This is a genomic window from Mesorhizobium sp. WSM4816 (genome assembly GCF_055811535.1).
In genome coordinates this window covers 43,227-65,697 of record NZ_JBVVQR010000017.1, presented here as the reverse complement: position 1 = coordinate 65,697, position 22,471 = coordinate 43,227, and the positions used below count along the sequence as shown (strand labels likewise).

Genomic DNA, 22,471 nt, shown 5'->3' with positions numbered 1-22,471 from the left:
TTTTATGGATTCGGATCCGGTCACGAGCTGGTGGAATGCTCCCCATCTCTACATGGTGCTGGTCGGTCTCGCCGGCATAGTCGTTTGGCACGTCATTCCGCGGCGGCTCTCCACCACCAGGCTGATTGTCCAGATCGCATTCTTCCTTACCATGTCGGTCCTGCTGCTTGACGGAGCCGTGCTCCCCTACGAACCGACACGGGGCACCGAGACAACCGCTAGCGCAATCCTCGTCGGTTCGGCCAAGTTGCTGTGGTGGGTTCACCTCGCCTGGGCGCTGATCGGGTTTGTCCGCATCTATCTCGTGTTCGAGCGAAAGCCGCGCGAGGCGCGCCTTCTGCAGGACCTCGTCGTCGGCGCCGTCTATGTTGGGATGCTGCTGTCCATCCTGGCTTTCGTCTTCGGTGCGCCGGTCGGAACGCTGATCGCCACCTCGGGCGTCTTTGCCATCGTACTCGGACTGGCGCTCCAGAATACGCTGAGCGATGTCTTTTCGGGCATCGCACTCACCCTCGGCCGACCTTATGTGCTTGGGGACTGGATCGTTCTGAGCGACGGCACCGAAGGCCGCGTTGTGGAGACCAACTGGCGATCGACCCACCTGCTCACTTTGGCGCACAACGTGGTGGCGCTGCCGAACAGCTTCCTCGCGAAGCTAGGGCTGACCAATGTCAGCAGCCCTGAGGAGAGCCATGGGCTGTCCGTCACGATAAGATTGGCGCCGACCAAGATGCCGGCGATCGTCGCGGACGTCATGAACGCGGCCTTACAAAGCAGCAACACAATACTGAGGGAGCCGCCGCCAGTGGTCGCCATCAAAGCCCTGGATGCGACGGCGATCGAGGTCGATTTGTTTTTTCGGGTCGCAAATGTTGGCCAGCGTATTCCAGCGACGAACGAAATCTTCGATCTTGTCTACCGTCATTCCAAGTCCGCGGGTTTGCGGCTGGCAATGCCACCCTCCTCTTCGATTCTCATGAATGACTTGCCGAACGAAGAGACGGCAAATCTCGCAGAAGTCACGCCGATCAAGCTTATAAATGCCATACCAGTATTCTCGGGGTTGACGGACAACGAAAAAGAAGCCCTCGCGGCAACGGTTACGGTGCGCACCTATCGCAAGGGCGACATCATAGCACGACAGGGAGAGATGCTGCCCTCCCTCATGATTGTTCGGACGGGCATCATTGTCCGAGAGCGCGGCGAAGATGACGCCCAGCCGCAGGAGATCGGCCACCTCGCTCCCGGCGACTTTTTCGGAGAGACCGGTCTGCTCGCGGGCATTGGCGAGACCTCGACCTTGCGCGCGATGAGCCACGTCGTGGTCTACGAGATTGACCAGCAAAGCTTCGCGCCCCTGCTGCTCGACCGGCCCGAAATGGCTGAAGATCTTGCGGCGGTCCTCTCAGCCAGAATGTCCCTCGGCGGTAGCCGCACCGGACAAGAGCACACGGATTCGAAATTCGCGCTGCTCAAAGCCATGCAGACGATCTTTCACCCAATACCGTTCCGGCGCGGTTTAAGCGCCGGCAGACCGGGCGCACAAGAAGGGAGGTAGGCATGAGCATCCGACAAACCGGCGTCACAGATATCGTTTTGCCGGTGTCTAGTGAACCGGTGAGCGGTTTCAAGGTACGGCGCGTATTGCCCTCCAGGTATTGGGCGAATGGTCGGCCCCTTTGTCCTCTTCGAGCAGATGGGGCCAGCCGTGTTCAATACCACCAGGGTTTGGACGCGAGACCGCATTCCCATACAGGCTTGGCGGCCATGACCTACCTGGTCGATGGGAGATCGTCCACCGGGACAGTCTCGATAAGGTGCAGGCTCTCGCCCCGGTGAAGTCAGCTGGATCCGAGAGGCATACCCATAATATGAGGATGCTGGTCATCGAACTCTCCTCCTGGCTTGCTGTTAATCCTGCCGGGCCTCCATGGCGGGCAGGCGCAATATCACTGTCGTGCCCGAGCCGACGGCGCTTTCGATATCGACCCGCCCGCCGTGGCGCTCGGCAAAATGCTTCACCATCGGCAGGCCGACGCCGCCCAGGCCAGTGCCCTTGGTGGTGAAAAAGAGATCGAAGGCGTGGAGCACGGTCTCCCGCGTCATTCCGATTCCACTGTCTTCGATACGGAGCTCGACGACAGTGCCAGGATCCAGAACGACCGCGGCGGCGTTTATCGAGATCAACCCGCCGTCCGGCATCGCGTCGCGCGCGTTGAATACGAGATTCAAGACCGCGTTCTGCAAACCCAGCGGATCGCATTTTGCAGCGGGTAGATCGCGTCCAAGGCGAACTTCGAGACGAACGTTCGGCTCCCATGCGCTTCGGACAAGGTTTTCGACCTCGGCCAAGCAGGCGCCCACGCTTGCATGTTCCGGCGCTCGATGACTTGCCGCGGCCCGGCCGACCGTCTCCCTGACAAGCGCGGCGGCTTGCTGCAGGGCGGTCCTGGCGCTGGCGATTACGGGGTCGAGAGCTGGAGCCGTCGAGACGCTCGGGTCGCGGGCGACCTGATTCAGTGCAGATGAAGCGACCTGAATAAGATTGCCCAGATCATGAACAATGCCGGCCGTCGACTGCTCTGCCGGCGGGTCGGACAGGGGAACATCAGTAGTTCGGTCAAAGACATGATTGTCGGCCGTGCCTGATCTTGTTTCCGCGCCTGACATTTTCATGCCCTCGTTTGTTAGGTCGACCCTGGCAATCCGATCGTGTGAGGACACTATATTGAGGAGCATTTCCGGGTCGATTGGATGGAGGACGAGGGCGAGCCATACGGCGGTATATGTCTCGCTGCAGTTTTCGCCGGATTGATCGCCATGGCGGCGCGGCCTTGCCCCGGCGATGCGTTCGATCGATGCCGGGAACCTACCCGTGCGCCGACCACCGGCTACAGCTGCCACTCCCCCCGGGGTGCATCGTCCTAGACTTTCGGATCGCCTGACCGAGCCGTCCGTCGAATATTTTCGCGCGCCAAGTGGGCGCATTCTTCTCGGTATCGGACGACCCGCCGCACAGGAGAAGACACGTGCACAAGATCATCAGAGCTCTGGCCCTTGTTTACGCATGTTGCGTGTCGGACAGCGCGACGACGCAGGCCGCGGACCATCAGACAAAACCGACGATCGTGCTGGTGCACGGGGCCTTTGCTGAATCGTCGAGCTGGAACGGCGTCATCGCCGAGCTCAACAGGGACGGTTTCCGGACCATCGCTGCGGCCAACCCACTTCGCGGCGTTGCAACCGATGCGGCCGCCGTATCGGCCGTCATCGGATCCATCGGCGGACCGGTCGTCCTGGTAGGCCATTCTTACGGCGGGCCGGTCATCACCGAGGCAGCTAACGGGAAGAACAATGTGAAAGCGCTGGTCTATGTGGCCGGATTCGCCCCGGACAAAGGCGAGTCCAGTCTCACGCTTTCGGGGAAGTTCCCAGGCAGCACGCTTGGCGAGGCGCTCCTGTCGGTGGCGCGGCCGGATGGAGGACAGGACCTCTACATCCAGCCGGAAAAGTTTCACCTGCAGTTCGCGGCCGATGTGACGGCAGCGCAGGCCAGCCTGATGGCGGCGACACAACGCCCGGTGGCTGACGCCGCCCTGGCAGAACCCTCTGGCGCGCCTTCTTGGAAGACAATTCCATCCTACGTGATCTACGGCTCGGCGGATCGGAATATCCCGCCGGCGGTCATGAAGTTCATGGCCGAGCGCGCGCATTCGGTGAAGACCATCGTCGTCGAGGGCGGGTCGCACGCGTTGATGGTCTCGCGTCCAGAAGCGATCGCCTTGCTCATAGAGGAAGCCGCATCGGCGCAGTGACGAAACCGGCCGCCTCGCGCCGGCTGCATTCAACAAGTGCAAGCCCCCAGGAGACATCGACATGAAAATCGTGGTCATTGGCGGCACTCGGTACATCCGGTTAGCGACCGTCGAGAGGTTGCGTCAACAGGGGCACGACGTCGTGGCGGCGTCGCCGCAACGTCGTGCCCTCACAACAGCGGCACCTCATGATCCCGGCCACGCTGGCAGACCTCTTCGGGAATTCCTCGAGAACACCGCCTCCGTCCTGCGCCACCTATGGCACGGCCGACAGCTTTGGCTTCGGCTACTACGGCAGCGTCTCGGAGGTCCTGGGTTAGGGCCAAGCGAGGGACGGCTGCGAAGACAGTGTCGCTTGAGCCAGGCCCTTGCCCTAGCGGTCGAGCGAGTCGCGGACGCGCGTCGCTCTCATCGAGGAATTCAGGGCCGGCACGGTTAGAGCCGCCGGCGTTGTTCCAAGTAGATATTTTCGAAGTCAGAACAGGAGAATGAAATGAAAATCGTAATCATCGGTGGCACCGGACTTATCGGCTCCAAGACCGTCGCAAGGCTGAGCGTGAAGGGCCACGACGTGTTGGCGGCGTCGCCAAGTGGCGGCGTCAACACCTTCACCGGTGAAGGATTGGATAAGGCTCTTGCCGGGGCGGATGTTGTCATCGACCTCGCCAATTCGCCGTCGTTCGAGGACAAGGCCGTTCTCGAGTTCTTCGAAACAGCCGGAAAGAACCTGCTCGCGGCGGAGAAGGCCGCCGGCGTAAAGCATCACATTGCGCTCTCGGTAGTCGGGGCGGAGCGCCTGCCCCGGAGCGGCTACCTGCGTGCTAAGATGGCTCAGGAGAAGCTGATCAGGGAGTCGGGAATTCCCTACACGATCGTTCACTCGACCCAGTTCTTCGAGTTCCTTGGCGGCATTGTGCAGTCGGCAACCGTCGGCGACACGGTCTCGGTATCGTCGGCCTACTTCCAGCCCATCGCCGCAGACGATGTTGCAGAGGTGATGGCTGACGTGGCGCTCTCCCAGCCGATTAACGGCGTGATGGAGATCGGCGGCCCCGAGCCCTTCCGCATGAACGAACTGGTCGTGCGTTTTCTGCAGCTCGCCAACGATCCCAGGAAGGTGATCGGTGATCCTCATGCGCTCTATTTCGGGACCGAGCTAGACGACCGCTCGCTTGTCCCGGGCGCGGGCGCCCGCATCGGTTCGACGCCGTTCGAAGACTGGTTCGACCACGCCCCGTCTCGGCGAAGCGGTGTTGCGGCGTAACGCCGGCATCTGAAGACAACCCGCAAGGGAAACGACGATGGACCACAAGTTGCCCATTGCGCCTCAGGCAAGTCGCCGAGCCCTCCTCCTCGGCGCAGCGGCCGCCGGCATTGCAACCGGCCTGCCCAAATATGCGCTCGGGCAAGGGACAGCCGGCCAGGAATCGAACTCATCCCTCTCTCAAGAAGGATCGAAAGATATGAGTACTATCACCACCAAGAATGGCACCGAGATCTACTACAAGGACTGGGGTCCGAAGGATGCCCAACCGATCGTCTTCCATCACGGCTGGCCGCTCAGCGCCGACGACTGGGACACGCAGATGCTTTTCTTCGTCGGGCATGGATATCGCACCATAGCCCATGACCGGCGCGGGCACGGCCGTTCCGCGCAGGTGAGCGACGGTCACGATATGGATCACTATGCTGCCGACGCGGCGGCGGTGGTCGAGCATCTCGGTCTGAGGGACGCAATCCATATCGGCCACTCAACCGGCGGCGGCGAAGCCGCTCATTACGTCGCCCGCCACGGCAAAGGGCGCGCCGCGAAGCTCGTCCTCATCGGCGCGGTGCCGCCAATCATGGTGAAGACGCCGGCCAATCCTGGGGGCCTTCCGATCGAAGTGTTCGACGGGCTGCGCAAGTCGCTCGCCGACAACCGCGCGCAGTTTTACATCGATTTCCCATCGGGCCCCTTCTACAGCTTCAATCGGCCTGGTGCGAAAGCGAACCCGGGCATCATCCAGAACTGGTGGCGGCAGGGCATGATGGGCAGCGCCAAGGCGCACTACGACGGCATCAAGGCCTTTTCGGAAACCGATTTCACCGACGACCTCAAGATTATCGACGTGCCGACACTCGTCATGCACGGCACCGACGATCAGATCGTGCCCATTGCCGATTCCGCGCCGTTATCCGCAAAGCTTCTGAAGAACGGCACGCTGAAGATCTATGAGGGCTTCCCGCACGGGATGTGTACCACGCATGCCGATGTGGTGAACCCCGACTTGCTCACCTTCATCAGGTCCTAGGCTCGCGCCGATTCTCAGGCGAGAGCCCGATCGCCGGTCGTCCTCCCCTCCGGCCGGCGATCACCCACAATCTCAACCGCAAACTGGAGCCAGACAAATGATCAGGACCATACTTTACAGCACCGCTGCTCTCGCGGCGTTCATCGCCACCGCCGCGCTGGCCGACGATACGGCTTTCAAGAACGTGAAGCTGGTCTACGACCATCCGCTTCCCAACGTTCCGGGCAAGAGCATGAGGGGCGTGCTCGTTCACTACGAGCCTGGCGACAGTTCGCCCGCACATCTCCACCCCAAGTCAGCCTTCATCTACGCCACAGTTCTCGAAGGCGCGATCAAGAGCCAGGTCAATGACGGGCCGGTGACCACTTATCGCGCCGGCGAAAGCTGGTCGGAGTACCCCGGCGATCGCCACAGGGTCAGCCAGAATGCCAGCGCGACCGAGCCCGCACGGCTGCTGGCCGTCTTCGTCGTCGACAGCGGCGAGACCGAACTTGTGCTCCCCTACGAAGAATAAGGTCGGAATCAATCGCCCTGTTTTAACAGGAAAGCGCCGCGCCGCCGGAGTGTTTGAAGAACTTGGCGGCACGGCACGCAACCAAGGACGGCCGCAAATGCTCATCGACAAACTGCATGCCTTCACGTCGTCGCGCCTCGCCGTGGTCGACTTCGATGCAACGGTGCAAGCGGCCGCTCTTTCGCTTTCCAGGCCTGGCATCGGCCTCGTTGTGGTGTGCAATGCAGGCGGGAGCGCAGAGGGCGTGCTCAGCAAATCTGATCTCGTACGCCATCTCACCAGCCCGACCTCAAAGACGCGGCCGGCGTCCGACCTGATGAGCAGATCCATCGTCTCGTGCAGTCCGCAGGACGATGTCCATGACGTATGGCAGACAATGGCGGCGCGAAGCCTGCAAAACATTCCGGTAATCGACGTCGGCGCCAGGCCTCTCGGCATACTGGACATACGCGACGCGATGAAAGTGTTGTTCGAGCAGGAAGAAATGCAGGAGCGGATGCTCTTCAACTATGTCGCCGGCGTCGGCTACCGCTAACGCTTTTTTGCCGGCAGCGATGCCGCGCCTCCTCCAGGCATATCCCGAAAAGGATCGTGAAGATGAAACTATACTACAGCCCGCTTGCGTGCAGTTTGGCCGATCACATCGCCCTACTCGAGGCTGGCGTGCCATTCGAGCGGGAGAGCGTCAACCTGAAGACCAAGCGGACGGCATCAGGGGCCGATTTCAACGATGTAACGCGAAAGGGCTACGTTCCGGCGCTGGTGCTGGACAGCGGAGAAATCCTCACCGAGAACATCGCCGTCCTCGATTGGCTCGCTACGGAGTATCCAACGCTCGGTATTCCAGGAAACCTTGGCCGCACGCGCGTGTTAGAAGCGCTGGTTTTCATCTCGACCGAGGTGCACCGCAGCTTCAAGCCGATGTGGCATGCCAGCAGCGAAACCCAAAAGGCACAGGCAAGAGCGACGATCTCCAAGCTGCTGGACATACTCTCGGAGAGTCTTGCGGGCAACTACCTGTTTGGCGCAACGCCCAGCGTGGCCGACTTTTACCTTTTCGTGATGCTGCTATGGGCCGAGCGCTTCGACGTCTCCGCTCCCGCGCAGTTGGTCGCTCTGCGTCAGCGCATGGCGAACCGTCCGGCCGTGCAAGAGGCCATGCGGAACGAGGGGCTGATCTCGGCAAATGACCGCGAAGCATCCACCGCCGCCTGAGGCGGCGGTGGCCCCCTCTTCGGCAGCCTTCGGCCGTTCCGATCGATTGGACGCCAATGGGAGCGGCTTGGTGGCTGACGCAGCACCGCGGGCATCAGAGGTCCAGCACCAAGACGTGCAACTCGGCGAGGCGTTGGAGCTGACCTTCCCAGCGAGTGATCCGATCGCGGTGTTCGTTCCGGAGCGCTCGCGGAACATCCATCAATTCGACAATTTGCCCAGCCCGGCAGCTGGCCAGCAGCGGGACCATGTCAACGCTGGATGACAATGCCGTCATCATAACCGGCGGAAGTTTCGGCATCGGGCAGGGCGGCGGTGCCAGGGGTGACCAGCCAGGTGATCGCCGTCGACGGCGGCCTTGGGCTCACGTGAGCGGCTGACTGAACACCTCTAACCAGAACTTTTGCTCTATTCGTCCGTGCCGGCCGGTTCGGTCTCCTGGCCGTTTCGCCCGTCGCTGGCCGCGCGCCCATGGTCAGGCATGCTAAACCCCGTCGGACGACGCGGGGATCGGCTCATGCCACAGTCCTCGCCCCGCCGGCCACGCGCATCGGCGCGGGCAGAGTTTCCCATGCCCGGATCAACTCACCGATGGAAGCGGCCTCCATCTTGCGCATGACGTTGCCGCGGTGCAGCTTTACCGTCACTTCACTAATGCCGAGGTCGAAGGCGATCTGCTTGTTGAGGCGCCCGCGCGCCACCTGATGCAAAACCTCGCGCTCGCGTGGCGTCAGCGTGTCAAAGCGTTCGACATTGCGCTTGACGACCGCAGCTTCCGCCCGCCGCGCGGCATCCATCGCAATGCCCGCAATAACAGCGTCAAGCAGCGTTTGGTCCCGCACCGGCTTGGTGAGAAAATCCACAGCCCCGGCCTTCATCGCCTGGACGGTCATCGGAATGTCGCCATGCCCGGTCAGGAAAATGACTGGCTTGGGATTGCCGCTTTGGGCCAGATGCCGCTGCAGATCGAGACCGCTCGCTCCCGGCATGCGCACATCGAGGATCAGACAACCGGCGCTATCCAGTACGTCGGCATCGAGCAATTCGCGGGTCGAGCTGAAACAGACATGCTGGAACCCGGCGGAGAGTATCAATTCGGACAGCGCCTCCTGAACAGACGCATCGTCATCCACAATGATTACGAGTGGCTGCTCCGCGTCGCTCCTCCGCTGCGATGACGACGGCGCCGATCTCCGTGAGTGCGGCAGCTGCTCAACTCTCATGTTCACCTCCATTTTTCGATTTGCGTAATGCATTGCCGATGGTTGCCAGCATGTCCTGCGCGTCGAAGGGCTTTCGGAAGCACCCGCTGACGCCCTGGGCTCTGTCCGCATCGGCAATCTCGTGGCGCCCGGTGATCAGGAACACCGGCAGGTCCGGGCGCACCTTCTTCACCAGACCACAAAGTTCGAAGCCGTCCATGCCGGGCATCCCGATGTCGGTTATGAGCACGTCAAGGCCGGATAGCCCGCTGATGAGCAATGATCGCCCCGACGAGAAGCTGCGGGCCACATAGCCGGCGGACTCCAGCAGATCCTCCAGCGACTCGAGTAGCCTTGGATCGTCATCGACAACGGCCACGACAGGTCTTCCCTTGGTCACGCCCGGTGCCCTCCCGCTCGGCGCGAGTGGGTGATCGGTATCTCCAGTCGCTGCGCGATACGCACGAGATCGGCGAGCGATGACGCCGCCATTTTCTGCATCACGTTCCTTCTATGGATCTGCAGCGTGACCTCGCTGATTCCGAGTTCAGCGGCTGCCTGTTTGTTGAGAAGGCCGCTCACCACGAGCGGCAGCACCTCGCGTTCGCGCGGCGTCAGGTCGAGATAGCGTTGCTTCAGCGCCACCAGTTCAGCACGCGCGGACCTCCTTTCCCGATCCTCGGCGAGCGCCGCCTGGATTGCAGCCATGAGATCCGCATCACTGAAAGGCTTGGTGAGAAAGTCCACGGCGCCATGCTTGATCGCCCGGACGGAGGACGGGATGTCCCCGTGCCCTGTTATGAAAACGATCGGCGGATGATCTCCCTTTGATATCTGCCTCTGCAGATCCAGGCCGTTGATGTCGGGCAGCTCGACGTCGAGGATGAGGCATGCCGGGATGTCCGGCTTGTTTGCACCGATGTATTCGCTGGCCGATCCGAACGCAGCGGCGCGGATACCGTACGAATCCAGCAGCTCGCTCAGCGCCTCCCGCAGGCGCGCATCGTCGTCCACGATGAAGACGATATGGTCATCTGTGGTCATGGCGCCGCTTTCACTTCAATCGGCAAGGTGAAGACGAACGTCGCCCCCTGTGGTTCGTTCTTCTCCGCCCACAGGCGTCCGCCGTGCGATTCGACGATCGAACGGCAGATCGCGAGCCCCATGCCCATTCCGTTCCCCTTCGTCGTGAAGAACGGTTCGAAGATGTTGTCGGGAAACTCGATCCCCGCGCCACGATCGCTGATCTGCGTCTGAACCACATCGCCTATGCGGCGCACACGGACCTCAAGAACCCGGTCGCCCGTAACGGCGTCCATGGCATCCATGCCGTTGCGAATGAGGTTCACCAGAACCTGCTGGATGTGTACGCGGTCCAGCGCGACGAGCGGCAGGTCGCTTTCGACATCGATATCCATGCGGACGCGCCGCCGCGCCGCTTCCTCGGCCATGAGGTTGCGCGCCTCGACGATAACGCCACTGAGCGCCGTAGAACTCCTTGCCTCGCCGGACTGTTTGAACAGAGCACGGATGCGACTCACGACGTCGGCGGCCGCATTTGCGTCACGAATAATGCGCTCCACCGTCTTCTGCGCACGCTCGAGATTTGGTGGCTCAGCCATAAGCCATCGCTGGCAGGCATGCGAGTTCGCCACCACGGCCGCCAGCGGCTGGTTCACTTCGTGCGCGATGGAAGCAGAGAGCTCGGCAAGGCTCGCGGCCTGACTCGCTCGTGCAAGGCTCTCTTGCGCCAGCCGCAGCTCTTCCTCCGCCCGAACCTCATTTTCAACGTCGAGGCAGATGACATTCCACTGCACGATAGTCCCTTCGGTATCGCGCATCGGCGCGGCGCGTGTCTCAACCCAGCGATACTCGCCGTCGAACCGCCGCAGGCGGTGCCTGCGCGCATAGGGCTCGCCGGTGGACAACGAATGAGCATATCCTCCCTTGACCCCCGCCAAGTCGTCGGGATGCACACCGGCGTCAAGCGTGCCGGCCAGCCGGGACTTTCCGGTGCCGTCCAATCGCTCAAGCTCATACCCCAGGAACTCGCGGAGCTGTTGGCTACGATAGACCGGCTCGCCATCCGGCGCCGCGCAATCGATCATTGCCGGCAGCGTTTCCACGAGTTGCCAGAGGAAGCGCTCCCGCTCTTGCAGCGCTTCCTGAGAAGTCACGAAATCATGGATATCGACGTTGGCGCCGAACCACCGGATGATGCGGCCGCTCTCGTCACGGAGTGGTTCAGCACGCCCCTCCGTCCAGCGGTATGAACCATCCCACCGGCGGTTGCGAAACTTCAGCTCAAACGGTTCGCCCGTGCTGAAGGAATGGGTCAAGGCCTGCAGCAAAGAGGCCCTGTCTTCTGGATGGACGATGGTCCGGATCGCACTGGGCAGGCCTCCGTCGGCATCAAAATCATCCAGCTTCAGGCCGATATAGTCCATCATCGTTTTGTTGATGTATGCAGGGTCCCCGCCAGGCGTGACGCACCAGATCTGCACGGGCACGGTGTCGATGAGCTGTTGAAGCTGACGTTCCCGGTCGCGCAGCGCTTCCTGCGCGCGCATCTCATCGTCGATGTCAATGGAAATGGCATACCATTGCATGATCGCGCCGCTTTGGTCCCGCACCGGTTCCCCGCGGCCGTCCACCCAACGATACGCGCCATCCGCATGACGCATCCGATACTTCATGGAGTAGGGCTCCCCGGTGGCGAAGGAGTGGCGGACGGTCTCCAGCAGACGTGCGGCATCTTCCGGATGGACGAGGGTCGTTATGGCTGCCGCCAGTCGGCTCATGTCCGGCTTGTCCAATTGGGCCAGGTCGTTCAAGCCGAAGAAGTCGAGCAAGCGCTTGTTGAAGAAGGTCGGCTCGCCTTTCGGCGTCAGACGCCTGATATGGACGGGAACCATATTTACGAGCTGCGAGAGCTCGCGCTCCCTGTCGCGCAAGGCTTCCTGCGCACGCACCTCATCGTCGACGTCGAGCGAAACGCCGTACCATTCCGCGACCTCACCGTCTTCGTTACGCCGAGGCTCTACCCTGCACTCCGCCCAGCGGTACGTGCCGTGCTGTTCGCGCCAACGAAATCGCATCGTGGACATGCCACCGGTTTCGAAGCAATTCCGTAGGGTGTTCTGTACCTCGGGAGCATCTTCGGGATGGATCAGTTCCTGCAGCAGTTGCTCGATTCGCGGCTCCCCGAGAGCTTCGAAATCCGCAATGACGGAGCGGAAATGGTCCTGGTAGCGCTTGTTGAAGTAGACCGGCCCGCCCGTAGGCTTTGCGCTCCAGATCCGGACTGGTACGGCATCGATCGTCTCCTGAAGCTGCCGCTCGCTCCGCCGCAGCGCCTCTTCGGCATGCATCTGATCGTCTATGTCGTGACAGAGCCCGTACCACTGGACAATGCGCCCGTCCTGGTCCTTCATCGGCTCGGCGCGGCTCGACATCCAGCGGTAGACCCCGTCTTGACGGCGCAAGCGATATCGCATCGCAAGGACCTCGCCGGTGGCGAGACAACGGCGGAGCGTGTCCGAGAACGCTGCTCTGTCGTCCGGATGGACGCCGGCCTCTATCATCGCCGTCATGCGGCTCATGCCCGGCTTGATCGTATCCGCCACGTCCAGGCCGAGAAAATCGACCATGCGCTTGTTGAAGAAAATCGGCTCGCCGTCGGGCGCGAGACGCCAGACGTGGCTTGGAACCATATCGACAAGCTGCGAAAGCTCCCGCTCCCGGTCGCGCGATGTGACCAGCGCCAGCTGACGCTGCCGAGATATGGCCGCTACTATGAGCGCCGAAAATGCCGAGATTGCCAGGAAAAGCTGCAGCATGACCTGCCTTTCCCTCTGGAACTCGGGAGCGCCGACAAACTGGCTGTCGCCGGATATCGTGAGCGCCATCGTGATCAGGGCGAGGAGCGTCAAGGCGACGGCGGCGCCTCTGAACTCGAAGCGCGCCGCGGCCCAAAGAAGGGGCGGCATGATGATGTAGGGGGTGGGCAGGTAGACGTCGCTCAAGGAAAGCGCGGCGACCCCCAGGAAGATCAGACCCAGGACGCCGGCTTCCACCCGCTGTGCGGGAGGGAGTTGGGTCTTGCTGCGCCAATACTGGATCACGACCAGCGCCGGTGGCGCTACGAGCAGGATTCCTGTGGCGTCACCAATCCAAAACAGCGGCCATACCGCCGTGAAAGTTTGCGATGCTATGCCAAACCACGCAAGCGTCGCGCTTCCGACCGTCGCGCTTACCAGGGGCGCAACTCCAGCGCCTAGCACGACGAATGCGAGGACTTCCTGCAAAGTTTCAAGCCGAACCGGACGCCCGCATGCCCGGTTCACCAGCGTTGCGCCGACAGCCGCTCCAAGGGCATTGCCGACATAGATCAGGAACCCCGCAGGCAGCGGACTGTGGAACCACACGAACTGCGCGAACATCTCCGCCAGGCAGGCTGCCAATATCCACCACGGCCAACTGTAAGGAGAGGTGAGGATGAGCGTCGCGATGAAAACGCCGCCCGGAGGCCAAATGGAAACCGTTATTCCGGGGACGATTGCCAGCGCCTGGGCGAACCCGCAGCCCAAGACATATGCCGCAAAAAATAGCCCCAGATGAAGGAATTGCGGGCGCGACCAGACGGACATCATCGGCTTCTCCTGCCGGGCAAAGAAGGGCTGGGGATTGTCAGCGATGGGTGTAGCACGTCTCCGCGATATCTGGGTTTGCGAACTCATGGCCCACTCTAATTCGGCGCCCCCGCGGCTGCACCTCATGGAAATCCATGAGGCGTGGCCGAAGCATACCTGGCCTAGCCCTCAGGATGATACCGCCTAGACCAGCCGAGTGGCGACATGGCCTCTCGCATGATGGCTCGGCCCGGCGCGTCCCGGCATGATTTGCAGGCGATAAATCGCCTTCAAGGAGACATTCATGAATATCACCACCAAACCGACGGCGCAGGCCGGGACCAAGCATGGGCCCCGTGTTGACTGGGCCGAGCAATCTCCGGAACTCGTGAAGAAGTTCACCGGGGTTGCCACGGCTCTCCGTGCAAGCTCGATCGAGGAGTCCATCCTCAATCTTGTCAATATTCGTGCTTCGCAGCTCAACGGCTGCTCCTTCTGCCTCGATATGCACGTCAAGCAGGCAAAGATGCACGGCGAGCGCGAACTGCGCCTCTACCACTTGGCCGCGTGGAGGGATTCGACCCTGTTCGCCCCACGCGAGCGCGCCGCACTCGCGTGGACGGAAGTCCTGACCAAGCTGCCGGACCAGGGCGTTTCCGATGAGATCTATGAGCGCGTCCGCACGCAGCTGTCGGAAAAGGAGATCTCCGATCTTAGCTTCGCTGTCATGCTGATCAACTCGTGGAACCGCCTCAACGTCGGCTTCAAGACCGTGCCGGGTTCCGCCGATGCAATGTATGGCCTGGACAAGGCGGGCTCAATTAGCCCGCTACAGACCGGCGGCGCGGCTGTCGCCGTGTCGCCGCTGATCCTTGGCTATGCGCAATGATCCGCCGGGGACGCGCTATCGACAACCATGCGTATCGCCGGATCGCTGCGGCCGGCTTCCGCCGCGTTTGACGCCACTGCCGGCCAGTGCGCCATTCCCATGCTCATTTCATGACAATCCGAGAACTCACCCAGGACTTGGCCGGACACTCGCCCTGCGAGCTAGCTGTGAGCTCGGCTGTCTCGCGTTGCATTCCATCACGCCGGCAAGTTTCGAGTTCGAATGCCAGGTCATCGGCCTCGGGCCCTTGCCCATGTCATGGCTGCCAATCGATCACACCGTACTGCGGGCATCCACGACATGGCTGGCTGGCGAGAATCTTTCCAGGGGCGTTTGTCACGCTGGCAACTGTGCGTCTTCCATTTGCCTGTGACTCCTTTCGACAAGGGCGTTCGAGGCCAAGGTTGACGGCGGCAAGCTCGGGGTCATGTCGGGCGTCGGCGCGATCGGCATCGGAACCGCCCTCCGCGCCAGGGACGACTGTTCCGCGCGCTTTCTCATGTATCGGGCGAGGCCGATCTTGATCGTGACCAGCACGGGCGCGGCAACCACGAACAGCAGCGCGACTGCGTTGAACGCAGTGTCGAAGGCGATCACGGTGGACTGACCGGCGACGGCTCTGCCCAGCAGGCCCGTCGCTGCCAGGCCGGCTGCCAGGGGATCCATTCCTTTTGCCGCGAGCATGGTTGTCGTCGTCGCCAGACGCTCGCTGACCGCGGGAATGCCAGCCGTGACGTTGGCGCCAAGCACTGCGACATTCGCTGCGACGTTATTCTCGATCAACGTCTGCAGCCAGGCGACACCCATGAGTCCGCCAAGCTGGCGACCCGTGTTGAAGAGGCCTATGCCGGATGCGATGTTTTGGTCGTTGAGCTTGGTGAAGGCGATGAGGGTGATCGACAGGAACAGGAAGCCGAGGCCGAGGCCACGCAACAGGATGGCCGGCATCATGTCATCCGCGCCGCTCTCGATGGTCGAACCGGACAGCATCCACATCGCGACCATGATCATTAGGATTCCAAAGGGCACCGTGGTGATCGGAGGAATGTGGCGGGCCTGCATCACGAATGCAGCGAGGAGGAGGGCACCGATAAAAAGCGCGCCGCTCGGCAACAAAAGCAGACCCGCCTCGGTTGGCGTGAACGCTAGGACTGACACGGCGAATGACGGAATAAGGAACGCGCTTCCGAACAAGGCGGCGCCGGCGACAAAACTGACGATGAAAGCGAAGGTGAAATCCTCCGACCGGAACAAAGTGAAATCAAGCAGGCCCTGGCCTTTGGCCATAGCCTGTTGGCCGATAAACGCCAGCAGCGCGGCCGTGCCGATCACTGTCAGCCACAGGATGCGGGATTCCTCGAACCAGTCCCATCGGCTGCCCTGGCTAAACACATAGGTGAAGCAGAAGAGTGTGGTGAAGACGAGCGAGAAGCCGATCCAGTCGAACGGTCGGCGTGCCACTTTGACGGGCGCTGGGCAGTCCGCGAGCAACAGGAAACCGGCCGCCGCCAGCGACACTGGAACGACACTGAAGAAAATCCAGATCCATGACTGGCTGTCGAGCAACCAGCCCTGAAGGGCAGGGGCGATCGTCGCGGGGGCAACGACCGAACCGATTGCGAACAGGGCCTGGAGAAACGGTTGGTGGCGTCGCCGATAGGCAAGAAAAATGATCGCCTGCCCCGCGACGAGCAGGATGCCTCCGGAGAAGCCTTGCATCACGCGGAGCAGGACGAGCAGGTCCAATCGAGCCGTGATGGCGGCAATGGCGCAGGCCGTGCCCATGACCAGGACCGAGCCGACGATCAGGCTGCGTGGGTTCATACGGTTCATCAGCCAGGCCGCGGCCATGAACCCGATCAGCTTCGGAGCGGTATATCCGACATCCAGCCAGGCGAACTCATCGGGTGTTGCATAGGTGTCGCCGATGATGTCGCCGCGCCCGAGCGACAGGACCGTGCTGGCGATCGCCTCCGTCAGGGTGGCGAGCACTATGCCCGCGACGAGAAGCGTTCCTGTCGCGGGTCGATCGCGGCATGGCGTGGCGACAAGCGCCGCGGTCACGAGCCGCTCCCGACATCGATCTCGACGCGGGCGGACAGGCCCGGGACGAGGCGGCCAGGCAGTGGGTTGCCGACAAGCCGGATCTTCACCGGAACACGCTGGACGATGCGAACGAAGTTCCCTGTCGCATTGTCGGCGGGAAGCAGGCTGAACGCTGATCCGCTGCCGGGCGAAAAGCTGTCCACCACGCCTTCAAACATCTCGTCCGGGTAGCCGTCGACGGTAACTCGCACACGCTGACCGGCCCGTATATGTTCGATCTGGGTTTCCTTGAAGTTCGCCACGACCCACAGATCGTTGACCGGAACGATATCGAGCAGGGAGGCACCCGGCGCCACAAGCCGGCCAATGCGAACCTGGCGGTTGCCGACGAGGCCGCCGATCGGCGCACGTATCACGGTGTTGTCGAGGTCGATTTGAGCGAGCTCCTCTGCGGCCCGTGCTTGCGCTACTGCGGCTACAGCGGCTTCTCGCTGGGCGTCGAGAACAGCGATGCGCTGCCGCTGTGCCTCCAGCGCTGCCGATGCCGCCGCCACCGCCGCTTCGGCTCTCGACCGCGCAGCGTCGCTTTCATCGACCTGGGCCTGGCTTACGGCGTTGGCGCGAATAAGTTCGCGGCGGCGGTCGGACGCCTTTGTCGCGAGATTCAGCTCGGCCTCGGCCGAACGCATCTGGGCTTCGGCCTGCCTGATGAGGGCGTGCTGAAGCTGGACTTCGGCATCGACATTGCCGAGGCGCGCCTGGGCGGCCTCGACATTGGCCACGGCTTGCGCCAGCCGCGCGCGGTAGTCGCGGTCGTCGATCCGGAACAGGACGTCACCGGCTTGGACGGCCTGGTTGTCCCGAACCTCTACCGCGGTGACATATCCCGCAATCTTCGGCGAAAGACCGGTCACGTCCCCGCGGACGTAGGCGTTGTCGGTCGACGTCTCGCTCGAACTGGCCCAAGCCCATCCCGCACCCAGGGCGAGCACGGCCGAGAGGCACAGTAGCAAGCCGATCGTCTTTTTCCTGCTATGTTGCGGCATGACGGCCTCCGGTAATAGGTGTTACCATTGACGTTTATGGTAATGATTGTTACCAGTCAAGGGATGCATTGGGAGTGGATGAATGGCTGCGGCTGTAAAGACCACGCGGCGCAAGGGCAGCCGGGAGGCGCTTCTTCAGGCGGCCACCGAGGTCTTTTTCGAACAAGGCTACGCCGCGACAAGCATCGACGCGATCATCGAACGTGCCGGCGGATCGAAACGCAACATCTACAATGAGTTCGGCAACAAGGAGGGCCTGTTCTCCGCAATCGTCCGGGAAAGTGCAAACAAAGTGCTGGCGCCCCTGGTGATCGAGGAAATAGAGGGCCACGATCTGCAGGCGACGCTGACGGCGTTCGGCCGTCATTCCGTGGACGCCTACATGTCGCCCACCTTGATCGGAATTTACCGAATTGCCGTCACCGAGGCCAACCGCTTCCCCGATCTCGTGAAATCGTTCTACGAACAAGGGCCCGGTCGGACTACGGTCCGGCTGGCCGAAGTGCTCGAAGCTGCCAGGGAACGAGGAGAAATCCAGGCGGATGATTGCTTGCGCCTGGCCGGGCACTTTGTAGGCATGATCCGCGACAACATTCATCTGCAGGTGGTTCTCGGCCTCCGGCCACCGCCGTCGGACAAAGAAGCGCAGGAGGCGGTCGCTTCCGCCGTGGAAGTCTTTCTGAACGGCGTTCGGCGCGGTCAGAAGTAAAAGGGCAATCGTCATCGTCAGCACCGGGCTGTTTGCCGAGAGGTCGGGCGGTGTGCTGCGTTTGACCAACAAGCCTCGACGCCGACGTGCCTCGCGGGCCTCGTGAACGATCCGCCTCACATCATCGGCGCAGACGTTGTCGCGCCTCATCAGATGCTGGACGATAGGATCGTCCAGCATCTCTTCGAGTGTTGGTTCTGGAGTCACGGGGTCCATGATCTGTTCCCTTGCCGGCTCGGGCTTGCGGGGGCGGGTTTTCACTCGCAACCCGCCGAAGCATCCCAGGGGACGGTCGCAAAAACAGCTCGCGGCGCCCCGTCCACTGGTGCCTCGCCTTCAATGACATCATCTGGCGTTGAACTTGGAAGGTATCTGCGCCTTGCGGCCGCTTGAAAGCTGGAAGATCGCGATCGTCGTGACGCAAAGCCCAACCAGGACGTGCGTCCACATCGCCGCCTGCGCCGATCCGAAGCCGAGCAGGAACGGAGCCGCTATTGCCCAGCACCCCAAGACGAGATTGGACCACTCGGCCCAGGCTCCGTAACGGTAGAGCGCCACTGCCGAGCAGCAGGCAATCAGCACGCCGACGATCCCCGCATTCCAAGCCGCGTCAGGCAGCTCGGTGAACGCGAAGGCAGCGCAGGCCAGACCTGCGCCCAGAACGAGGTTGGTCCATTCCAATCCCTTGCTCGGTACTTCACTTAACATTTTCATCTCCTTCTCCAGTCCGGCTCCGCACTCACGCCATCGATGTCGAGGGCTGCCGGATGCGAGGAGAATGACGCGGTCCTGCGCAGCGGCCTATTCTACGCAGGCATCTGTCGGGCGATGCTAAGGTCTAGTGCGGCCGAACGCGGTGTTGGCGGAGGATATCGGAGCGCTTGGGGTCACAGCGTTCTTGGGCGTAGGATTCCGCCTTGCTTACTGTCGAGCACGCTCCTGCCGAGCAGCACTGACGTTCAGGATGCCGATCACAGCCGTCCGCCGGCGAAAACAGGGCGGTCTTTCCACAGGTTCCCAGTCGCCAAGCCAGAGTATCCGAGGTCATAAACGGCCTGCATATAGCTGGTGTTGAAAGGATCGAGCATCGAATAGGGGACTTGGGCGTCAATGGTCGCCAGATGGAAACGTGCCCCGGTCAGTTTGGCGTAATTGTAGAGGATGGCCAGTTCGCTCTGTGTCTGGGACTTGAGGAGGATGGAGTATGCTCTTGCGATCACGGACAGCGTTTTATTCCGCGTGGTAGCGAACTCCGGTATGACCGCGTTGTTTACGATCACATGGAAATCAACACTCTGGCGTTTCGCCGGCACGAGAGGGTTCGTGCTTGCCAAAATTGCCTGTGGAAGTATCAAGACCTGCGACGTGGACCCACCATCGGAATGCATTTCCTGGAAGTGACGCCCTCCCGACCCGGCCTCGATCATGACCGCCGGATAAACGCCAGGAATGCTCGCCGAAGCGATCATAACGTCCTGAAACAGCTTCAACGCGTCCGGTCGGCCGCTGTTGGCGATGGCGCCCATGTTCCAGACCACGGCACGTTGGGTATCGAGATTGGTCGTGAGGACCAGGAGGCGACGGCCTTCCCGATGTTGGGCTGCAACCTGCTGCAGGACCGCTTGTGTGATGGAGTTTTCGACCATCCGCCTCATTGGCGTGGATCTCAGCAAGCTTGATCCGATCAAGCCCACGGGAAATTTGGTTGCAAGAAGGTCGTCAGCGACGCCGCTCGTAAAGAGATGCACCAGCGTGTCGTCATAAGCCGGTCCGAGGAGTGCGAATGGTGCGATCAGGGCGCCCGTGCTTACGCCCGTGACCGCATCGAATCGCGGGCGGGTTCCGGCCGCGCTCCACGCCGCAAGCACACCGACGCTGAACGCGCCTCCCGCACCGCCGCCGGAGATCATCAGGACATCGAGGCCATCCGGCTCGGTGGTTGGCGTCCAGTCGCGAACGTCTCCCGCAGCGATCCGAGCGTCGCGATATCCGGATCTCGCCATAGCCGGCGATCGAAGCCTCCTCGGCTTCCGTTGCGTCGAGGGGTCTGTCCGTCGCGGCGATCCGGGGTTCGGACCCCGGGAACCAAACGATTGTCGCAACTACTGCCGCCAGTCCAACGAGCACCGACATTTTCAAAGGGCGCAAACCGGATCTCCAACGTACCTGGTGTCGTAAACGTTGGAGCAAGTCCGCTATGCCTAATGGCCGCGGCACACTGTCAGCGCGACATGCCCAACGCATCATGCGCATGGCGTGCTCATCGCTCGACGCGGCGACGTCGTGATGAGCCGGATGGAGCAGGCTATGTGGAAGGTGCGGTCGTAGTCGATTAATTCAAGGATGATGGCGGGCCATACCACGGTATAGGTCGCCTGCTGCAGTGGCCTCGGGAGACGCTAGTTCTATGCGCTGTGATGACGATGGCTCGGTGCGTGTTTCCATCGTCTGAAGTGCGCGCCTGACCCCCGGTAGCCCCGACAGCTCCAGTCCGCCGGACTGAACCACGAAGCAGGCGGCGAGTGTGAGGACATGGAGTGTCGATGCTGCTTTCATCGCTGGTTCCGTGACAATGCCGCGATGGCGGCGGCCTAGTATCCCTTCGGCGGAACGAAGAGGCAGATGGTCCTGCTGTCGGCGGCCCCGGCCACCGAGCACCAGTGATAAACGCCGTCTGGCGAATGCTTCACCCGGCCGTCACTATAGGCGACGACCTCGCCGGTCCCCTTGATGACATAGCCTTCGGGTCGCTCGCTGATGGCCTTGTCGCTGACCTGGCGGCAGTCGATGCCGGAGCAGCACGAGTGCGGGTAGCTCCAGCCCAGCGGCTTGGCGGCTGTCGGCAATGCGTCATGCGCACTGACCGGACATGAGAACAGAATCACCGGGAACATGGAGGCGGCAAGAGAAGCGCGGTGGGACGGCATTCCGCTCGAATTGCGCATTGTTTTCCTCCATGGAGGCTTTAGCTAGTACAGAGGAGAATGCGGCGGGCCGCGGCGCCAACCTATTCTACAAGGGTCTTTGTGATGCGATGCAAAGGTACAGAATACTTGCGCTTGGAGCTCATGAAACCAGTCAGGATAGGCACTGTACAGCGGCTTCTGGCGCGATGTGATGGCGATGCGCCACTTTGAAAGCGGCGGAGGGCAGGGAGACTGGAACCCCCGGTCCAACGCACCTATACCGAAGTCTAGGTCAGCCGTTCAAATCGGTAGGTCCGATCACCCTTTGCAGTGTTGCGTTGCCCGCCGCGATACAGGTACGCAAGACCTGACGTACAGACAACGGATTGGCGGGCATGGCTGGCCATCGACGAGTTCCGGCGGCCTCGCGTGAGGCGCAGGTCCTGGTTGACGTGTGACAAATGCGCGGCTGATACTGACTGCGTGAACGCGGCCTTTCGTGTCCAGCATATCTCCCCGAGGCAGGAGTCGTGGGCGTGGCAACTTCAGGGATCGCAGACAGTCCGATAACAATTTTGGTCGACGATGACGCAACGGTTCGCGACGCGTTGGAGGAGTTGCTGAATTCTGTCGGCATAGACACGATGTCGTTTTCTTCGGGCCAGGAATTACTGGACGCAAAACTGCCGGACCGCCCAGGCTGCCTCGTTCTCGATGTGCGAATGCCGGGTCTGAGCGGCCTCGATCTTCAGCATCTCCTTGCAGCCAAAGGCATACTAACGCCGATCGTATTCTTGACGGGTCATGGTGACATCGCCATGAGTGTCGAGGCGATGAAGGCGGGGGCAGTGGATTTCCTGACCAAGCCGGTGCGTGACCAGACGTTCCTCGATGCCGTGTCCACCGCTATCGCCAAGGACGTCGCGCGAAGAGCAGCATCGACCGTGTCGCGCAAGAACTTGGCCGTTTATGAGACCCTTACGCCCCGCGAGCGGGAAGTGCTGAGGCTTGTGGTCTCCGGTGCGATGAACAAGCAGATTGCATCGGATCTCGGCATCAGCGAGATCACCGTAAAGCTCCATCGGAGTAACATGATGAAGAAGATGAACGCGAGGTCCATCTCGCATCTCTTCAACATATGGCAGTCGCTTCCGGTCGACAGCCGGTGAGCGGCTGCGGGAGAGGACAGGTGTTCAATCAGGCG

At 61.7% G+C, this 22,471-nt stretch carries 18 protein-coding genes and 3 pseudogenes; 11 read left to right on the top strand and 10 right to left on the bottom strand.

What is annotated here, in order from left to right; translation table 11 throughout:
- The first annotated feature begins 4 nt into the window (after nucleotides 1-4).
- On the top strand, nucleotides 5-1,558 hold the full coding sequence (locus AC0L3H_RS19000; RefSeq protein WP_473586480.1) for a mechanosensitive ion channel family protein: 1,554 nt from the start codon (nucleotides 5-7) through the stop codon (nucleotides 1,556-1,558).
- Nucleotides 1,559-1,911: 353 nt separating this feature from the next.
- Here the strand turns inward: AC0L3H_RS19000 and AC0L3H_RS18995 are convergent, their stop codons facing one another.
- Nucleotides 1,912-2,352: a sensor histidine kinase gene (locus AC0L3H_RS18995; protein WP_473586479.1), complete on the bottom strand. Its 441-nt coding sequence runs from the start codon at nucleotides 2,350-2,352 to the stop codon at nucleotides 1,912-1,914.
- A 677-nt stretch (nucleotides 2,353-3,029) separates the two neighbouring features.
- Here AC0L3H_RS18995 and AC0L3H_RS18990 point away from each other — a divergent pair.
- From AC0L3H_RS18990 to AC0L3H_RS18960, 7 genes and pseudogenes are all read left to right on the top strand, one after another.
- Complete coding sequence (locus AC0L3H_RS18990) at nucleotides 3,030-3,815, top strand: alpha/beta fold hydrolase (protein ID WP_473586478.1); 786 nt, start codon at nucleotides 3,030-3,032, stop codon at nucleotides 3,813-3,815.
- 61 nt (nucleotides 3,816-3,876) lie between these two features.
- A pseudogene (locus tag AC0L3H_RS18985) lies at nucleotides 3,877-3,972 on the top strand (NmrA family transcriptional regulator); the annotation flags it as partial.
- 336 nt (nucleotides 3,973-4,308) lie between these two features.
- Nucleotides 4,309-5,079 (top strand): SDR family oxidoreductase, encoded by a 771-nt coding sequence (locus AC0L3H_RS18980; protein WP_473586477.1) that lies wholly within the window; start codon nucleotides 4,309-4,311, stop codon nucleotides 5,077-5,079.
- Nucleotides 5,080-5,278: 199 nt separating this feature from the next.
- Nucleotides 5,279-6,109: an alpha/beta fold hydrolase gene (locus AC0L3H_RS18975; RefSeq protein ID WP_473586476.1), complete on the top strand. Its 831-nt coding sequence runs from the start codon at nucleotides 5,279-5,281 to the stop codon at nucleotides 6,107-6,109.
- 97 nt (nucleotides 6,110-6,206) lie between these two features.
- Complete coding sequence (locus AC0L3H_RS18970) at nucleotides 6,207-6,623, top strand: cupin domain-containing protein (protein ID WP_473586475.1); 417 nt, start codon at nucleotides 6,207-6,209, stop codon at nucleotides 6,621-6,623.
- Nucleotides 6,624-6,720: 97 nt separating this feature from the next.
- The gene (locus AC0L3H_RS18965; RefSeq protein WP_473586474.1) at nucleotides 6,721-7,158 is read left to right on the top strand and encodes a CBS domain-containing protein; all 438 of its coding nucleotides are present in this window, start codon (nucleotides 6,721-6,723) and stop codon (nucleotides 7,156-7,158) included.
- Nucleotides 7,159-7,220: 62 nt separating this feature from the next.
- Nucleotides 7,221-7,838: a glutathione binding-like protein gene (locus tag AC0L3H_RS18960; protein ID WP_473586473.1), complete on the top strand. Its 618-nt coding sequence runs from the start codon at nucleotides 7,221-7,223 to the stop codon at nucleotides 7,836-7,838.
- Nucleotides 7,839-8,353: 515 nt separating this feature from the next.
- Here the strand turns inward: AC0L3H_RS18960 and AC0L3H_RS18955 are convergent.
- The 4 genes from AC0L3H_RS18955 to AC0L3H_RS18940 are packed head-to-tail and all read right to left on the bottom strand — an operon-like array spanning nucleotide 8,354 to nucleotide 13,692.
- Nucleotides 8,354-9,061, bottom strand: coding sequence for a response regulator transcription factor (locus tag AC0L3H_RS18955; protein WP_473586525.1), 708 nt, complete (start codon nucleotides 9,059-9,061; stop codon nucleotides 8,354-8,356).
- Entirely contained in the window at nucleotides 9,051-9,440 is a 390-nt protein-coding gene (locus AC0L3H_RS18950; RefSeq protein ID WP_473586472.1) for a response regulator, read from the bottom strand. Before AC0L3H_RS18950 ends, AC0L3H_RS18955 begins: the two co-directional genes overlap by 11 nt.
- The gene (locus AC0L3H_RS18945; RefSeq protein ID WP_473586471.1) at nucleotides 9,437-10,084 is read right to left on the bottom strand and encodes a response regulator transcription factor; all 648 of its coding nucleotides are present in this window, start codon (nucleotides 10,082-10,084) and stop codon (nucleotides 9,437-9,439) included. The genes AC0L3H_RS18950 and AC0L3H_RS18945 overlap by 4 nt, the downstream gene beginning before the upstream one ends.
- Nucleotides 10,081-13,692, bottom strand: coding sequence for a PAS domain-containing protein (locus tag AC0L3H_RS18940; RefSeq protein ID WP_473586470.1), 3,612 nt, complete (start codon nucleotides 13,690-13,692; stop codon nucleotides 10,081-10,083). The genes AC0L3H_RS18945 and AC0L3H_RS18940 overlap by 4 nt, the downstream gene beginning before the upstream one ends.
- Nucleotides 13,693-13,975: 283 nt before the next feature.
- On the opposite strand from AC0L3H_RS18940, the pseudogene AC0L3H_RS18935 reads away from it, so the two are divergent.
- Nucleotides 13,976-14,488 (top strand): annotated as a pseudogene (locus AC0L3H_RS18935) (carboxymuconolactone decarboxylase family protein); the annotation flags it as partial.
- A 408-nt stretch (nucleotides 14,489-14,896) separates the two neighbouring features.
- Here AC0L3H_RS18935 and AC0L3H_RS18930 read toward each other — a convergent pair.
- The gene (locus AC0L3H_RS18930) at nucleotides 14,897-16,624 is read right to left on the bottom strand and encodes a DHA2 family efflux MFS transporter permease subunit (RefSeq protein ID WP_473586469.1); all 1,728 of its coding nucleotides are present in this window, start codon (nucleotides 16,622-16,624) and stop codon (nucleotides 14,897-14,899) included.
- Nucleotides 16,621-17,652, bottom strand: coding sequence for an HlyD family secretion protein (locus AC0L3H_RS18925; protein ID WP_473586468.1), 1,032 nt, complete (start codon nucleotides 17,650-17,652; stop codon nucleotides 16,621-16,623). Before AC0L3H_RS18925 ends, AC0L3H_RS18930 begins: the two co-directional genes overlap by 4 nt.
- An 82-nt stretch (nucleotides 17,653-17,734) precedes the next feature.
- On the opposite strand from AC0L3H_RS18925, the gene AC0L3H_RS18920 reads away from it, so the two are divergent.
- On the top strand, nucleotides 17,735-18,361 hold the full coding sequence (locus AC0L3H_RS18920; RefSeq protein ID WP_473490904.1) for a TetR/AcrR family transcriptional regulator C-terminal domain-containing protein: 627 nt from the start codon (nucleotides 17,735-17,737) through the stop codon (nucleotides 18,359-18,361).
- A 345-nt stretch (nucleotides 18,362-18,706) separates the two neighbouring features.
- Here AC0L3H_RS18920 and AC0L3H_RS18915 read toward each other — a convergent pair whose 3' ends face one another.
- The 3 genes and pseudogenes from AC0L3H_RS18915 to AC0L3H_RS18905 form a co-directional block, all read right to left on the bottom strand.
- On the bottom strand, nucleotides 18,707-19,075 hold the full coding sequence (locus AC0L3H_RS18915; RefSeq protein WP_473586467.1) for an SPW repeat protein: 369 nt from the start codon (nucleotides 19,073-19,075) through the stop codon (nucleotides 18,707-18,709).
- 257 nt (nucleotides 19,076-19,332) lie between these two features.
- A pseudogene (locus AC0L3H_RS18910) lies at nucleotides 19,333-20,509 on the bottom strand (patatin-like phospholipase family protein).
- 443 nt (nucleotides 20,510-20,952) lie between these two features.
- Nucleotides 20,953-21,306, bottom strand: a complete 354-nt coding sequence (locus tag AC0L3H_RS18905) for a cupin domain-containing protein (protein ID WP_473586466.1) — start codon at nucleotides 21,304-21,306, stop codon at nucleotides 20,953-20,955.
- A 491-nt stretch (nucleotides 21,307-21,797) separates the two neighbouring features.
- Here AC0L3H_RS18905 and AC0L3H_RS18900 point away from each other — a divergent pair, with 491 nt between their 5' ends.
- Complete coding sequence (locus tag AC0L3H_RS18900; protein ID WP_473490901.1) at nucleotides 21,798-22,436, top strand: response regulator transcription factor; 639 nt, start codon at nucleotides 21,798-21,800, stop codon at nucleotides 22,434-22,436.
- The last annotated feature ends 35 nt before the right edge of the window (nucleotides 22,437-22,471 follow it).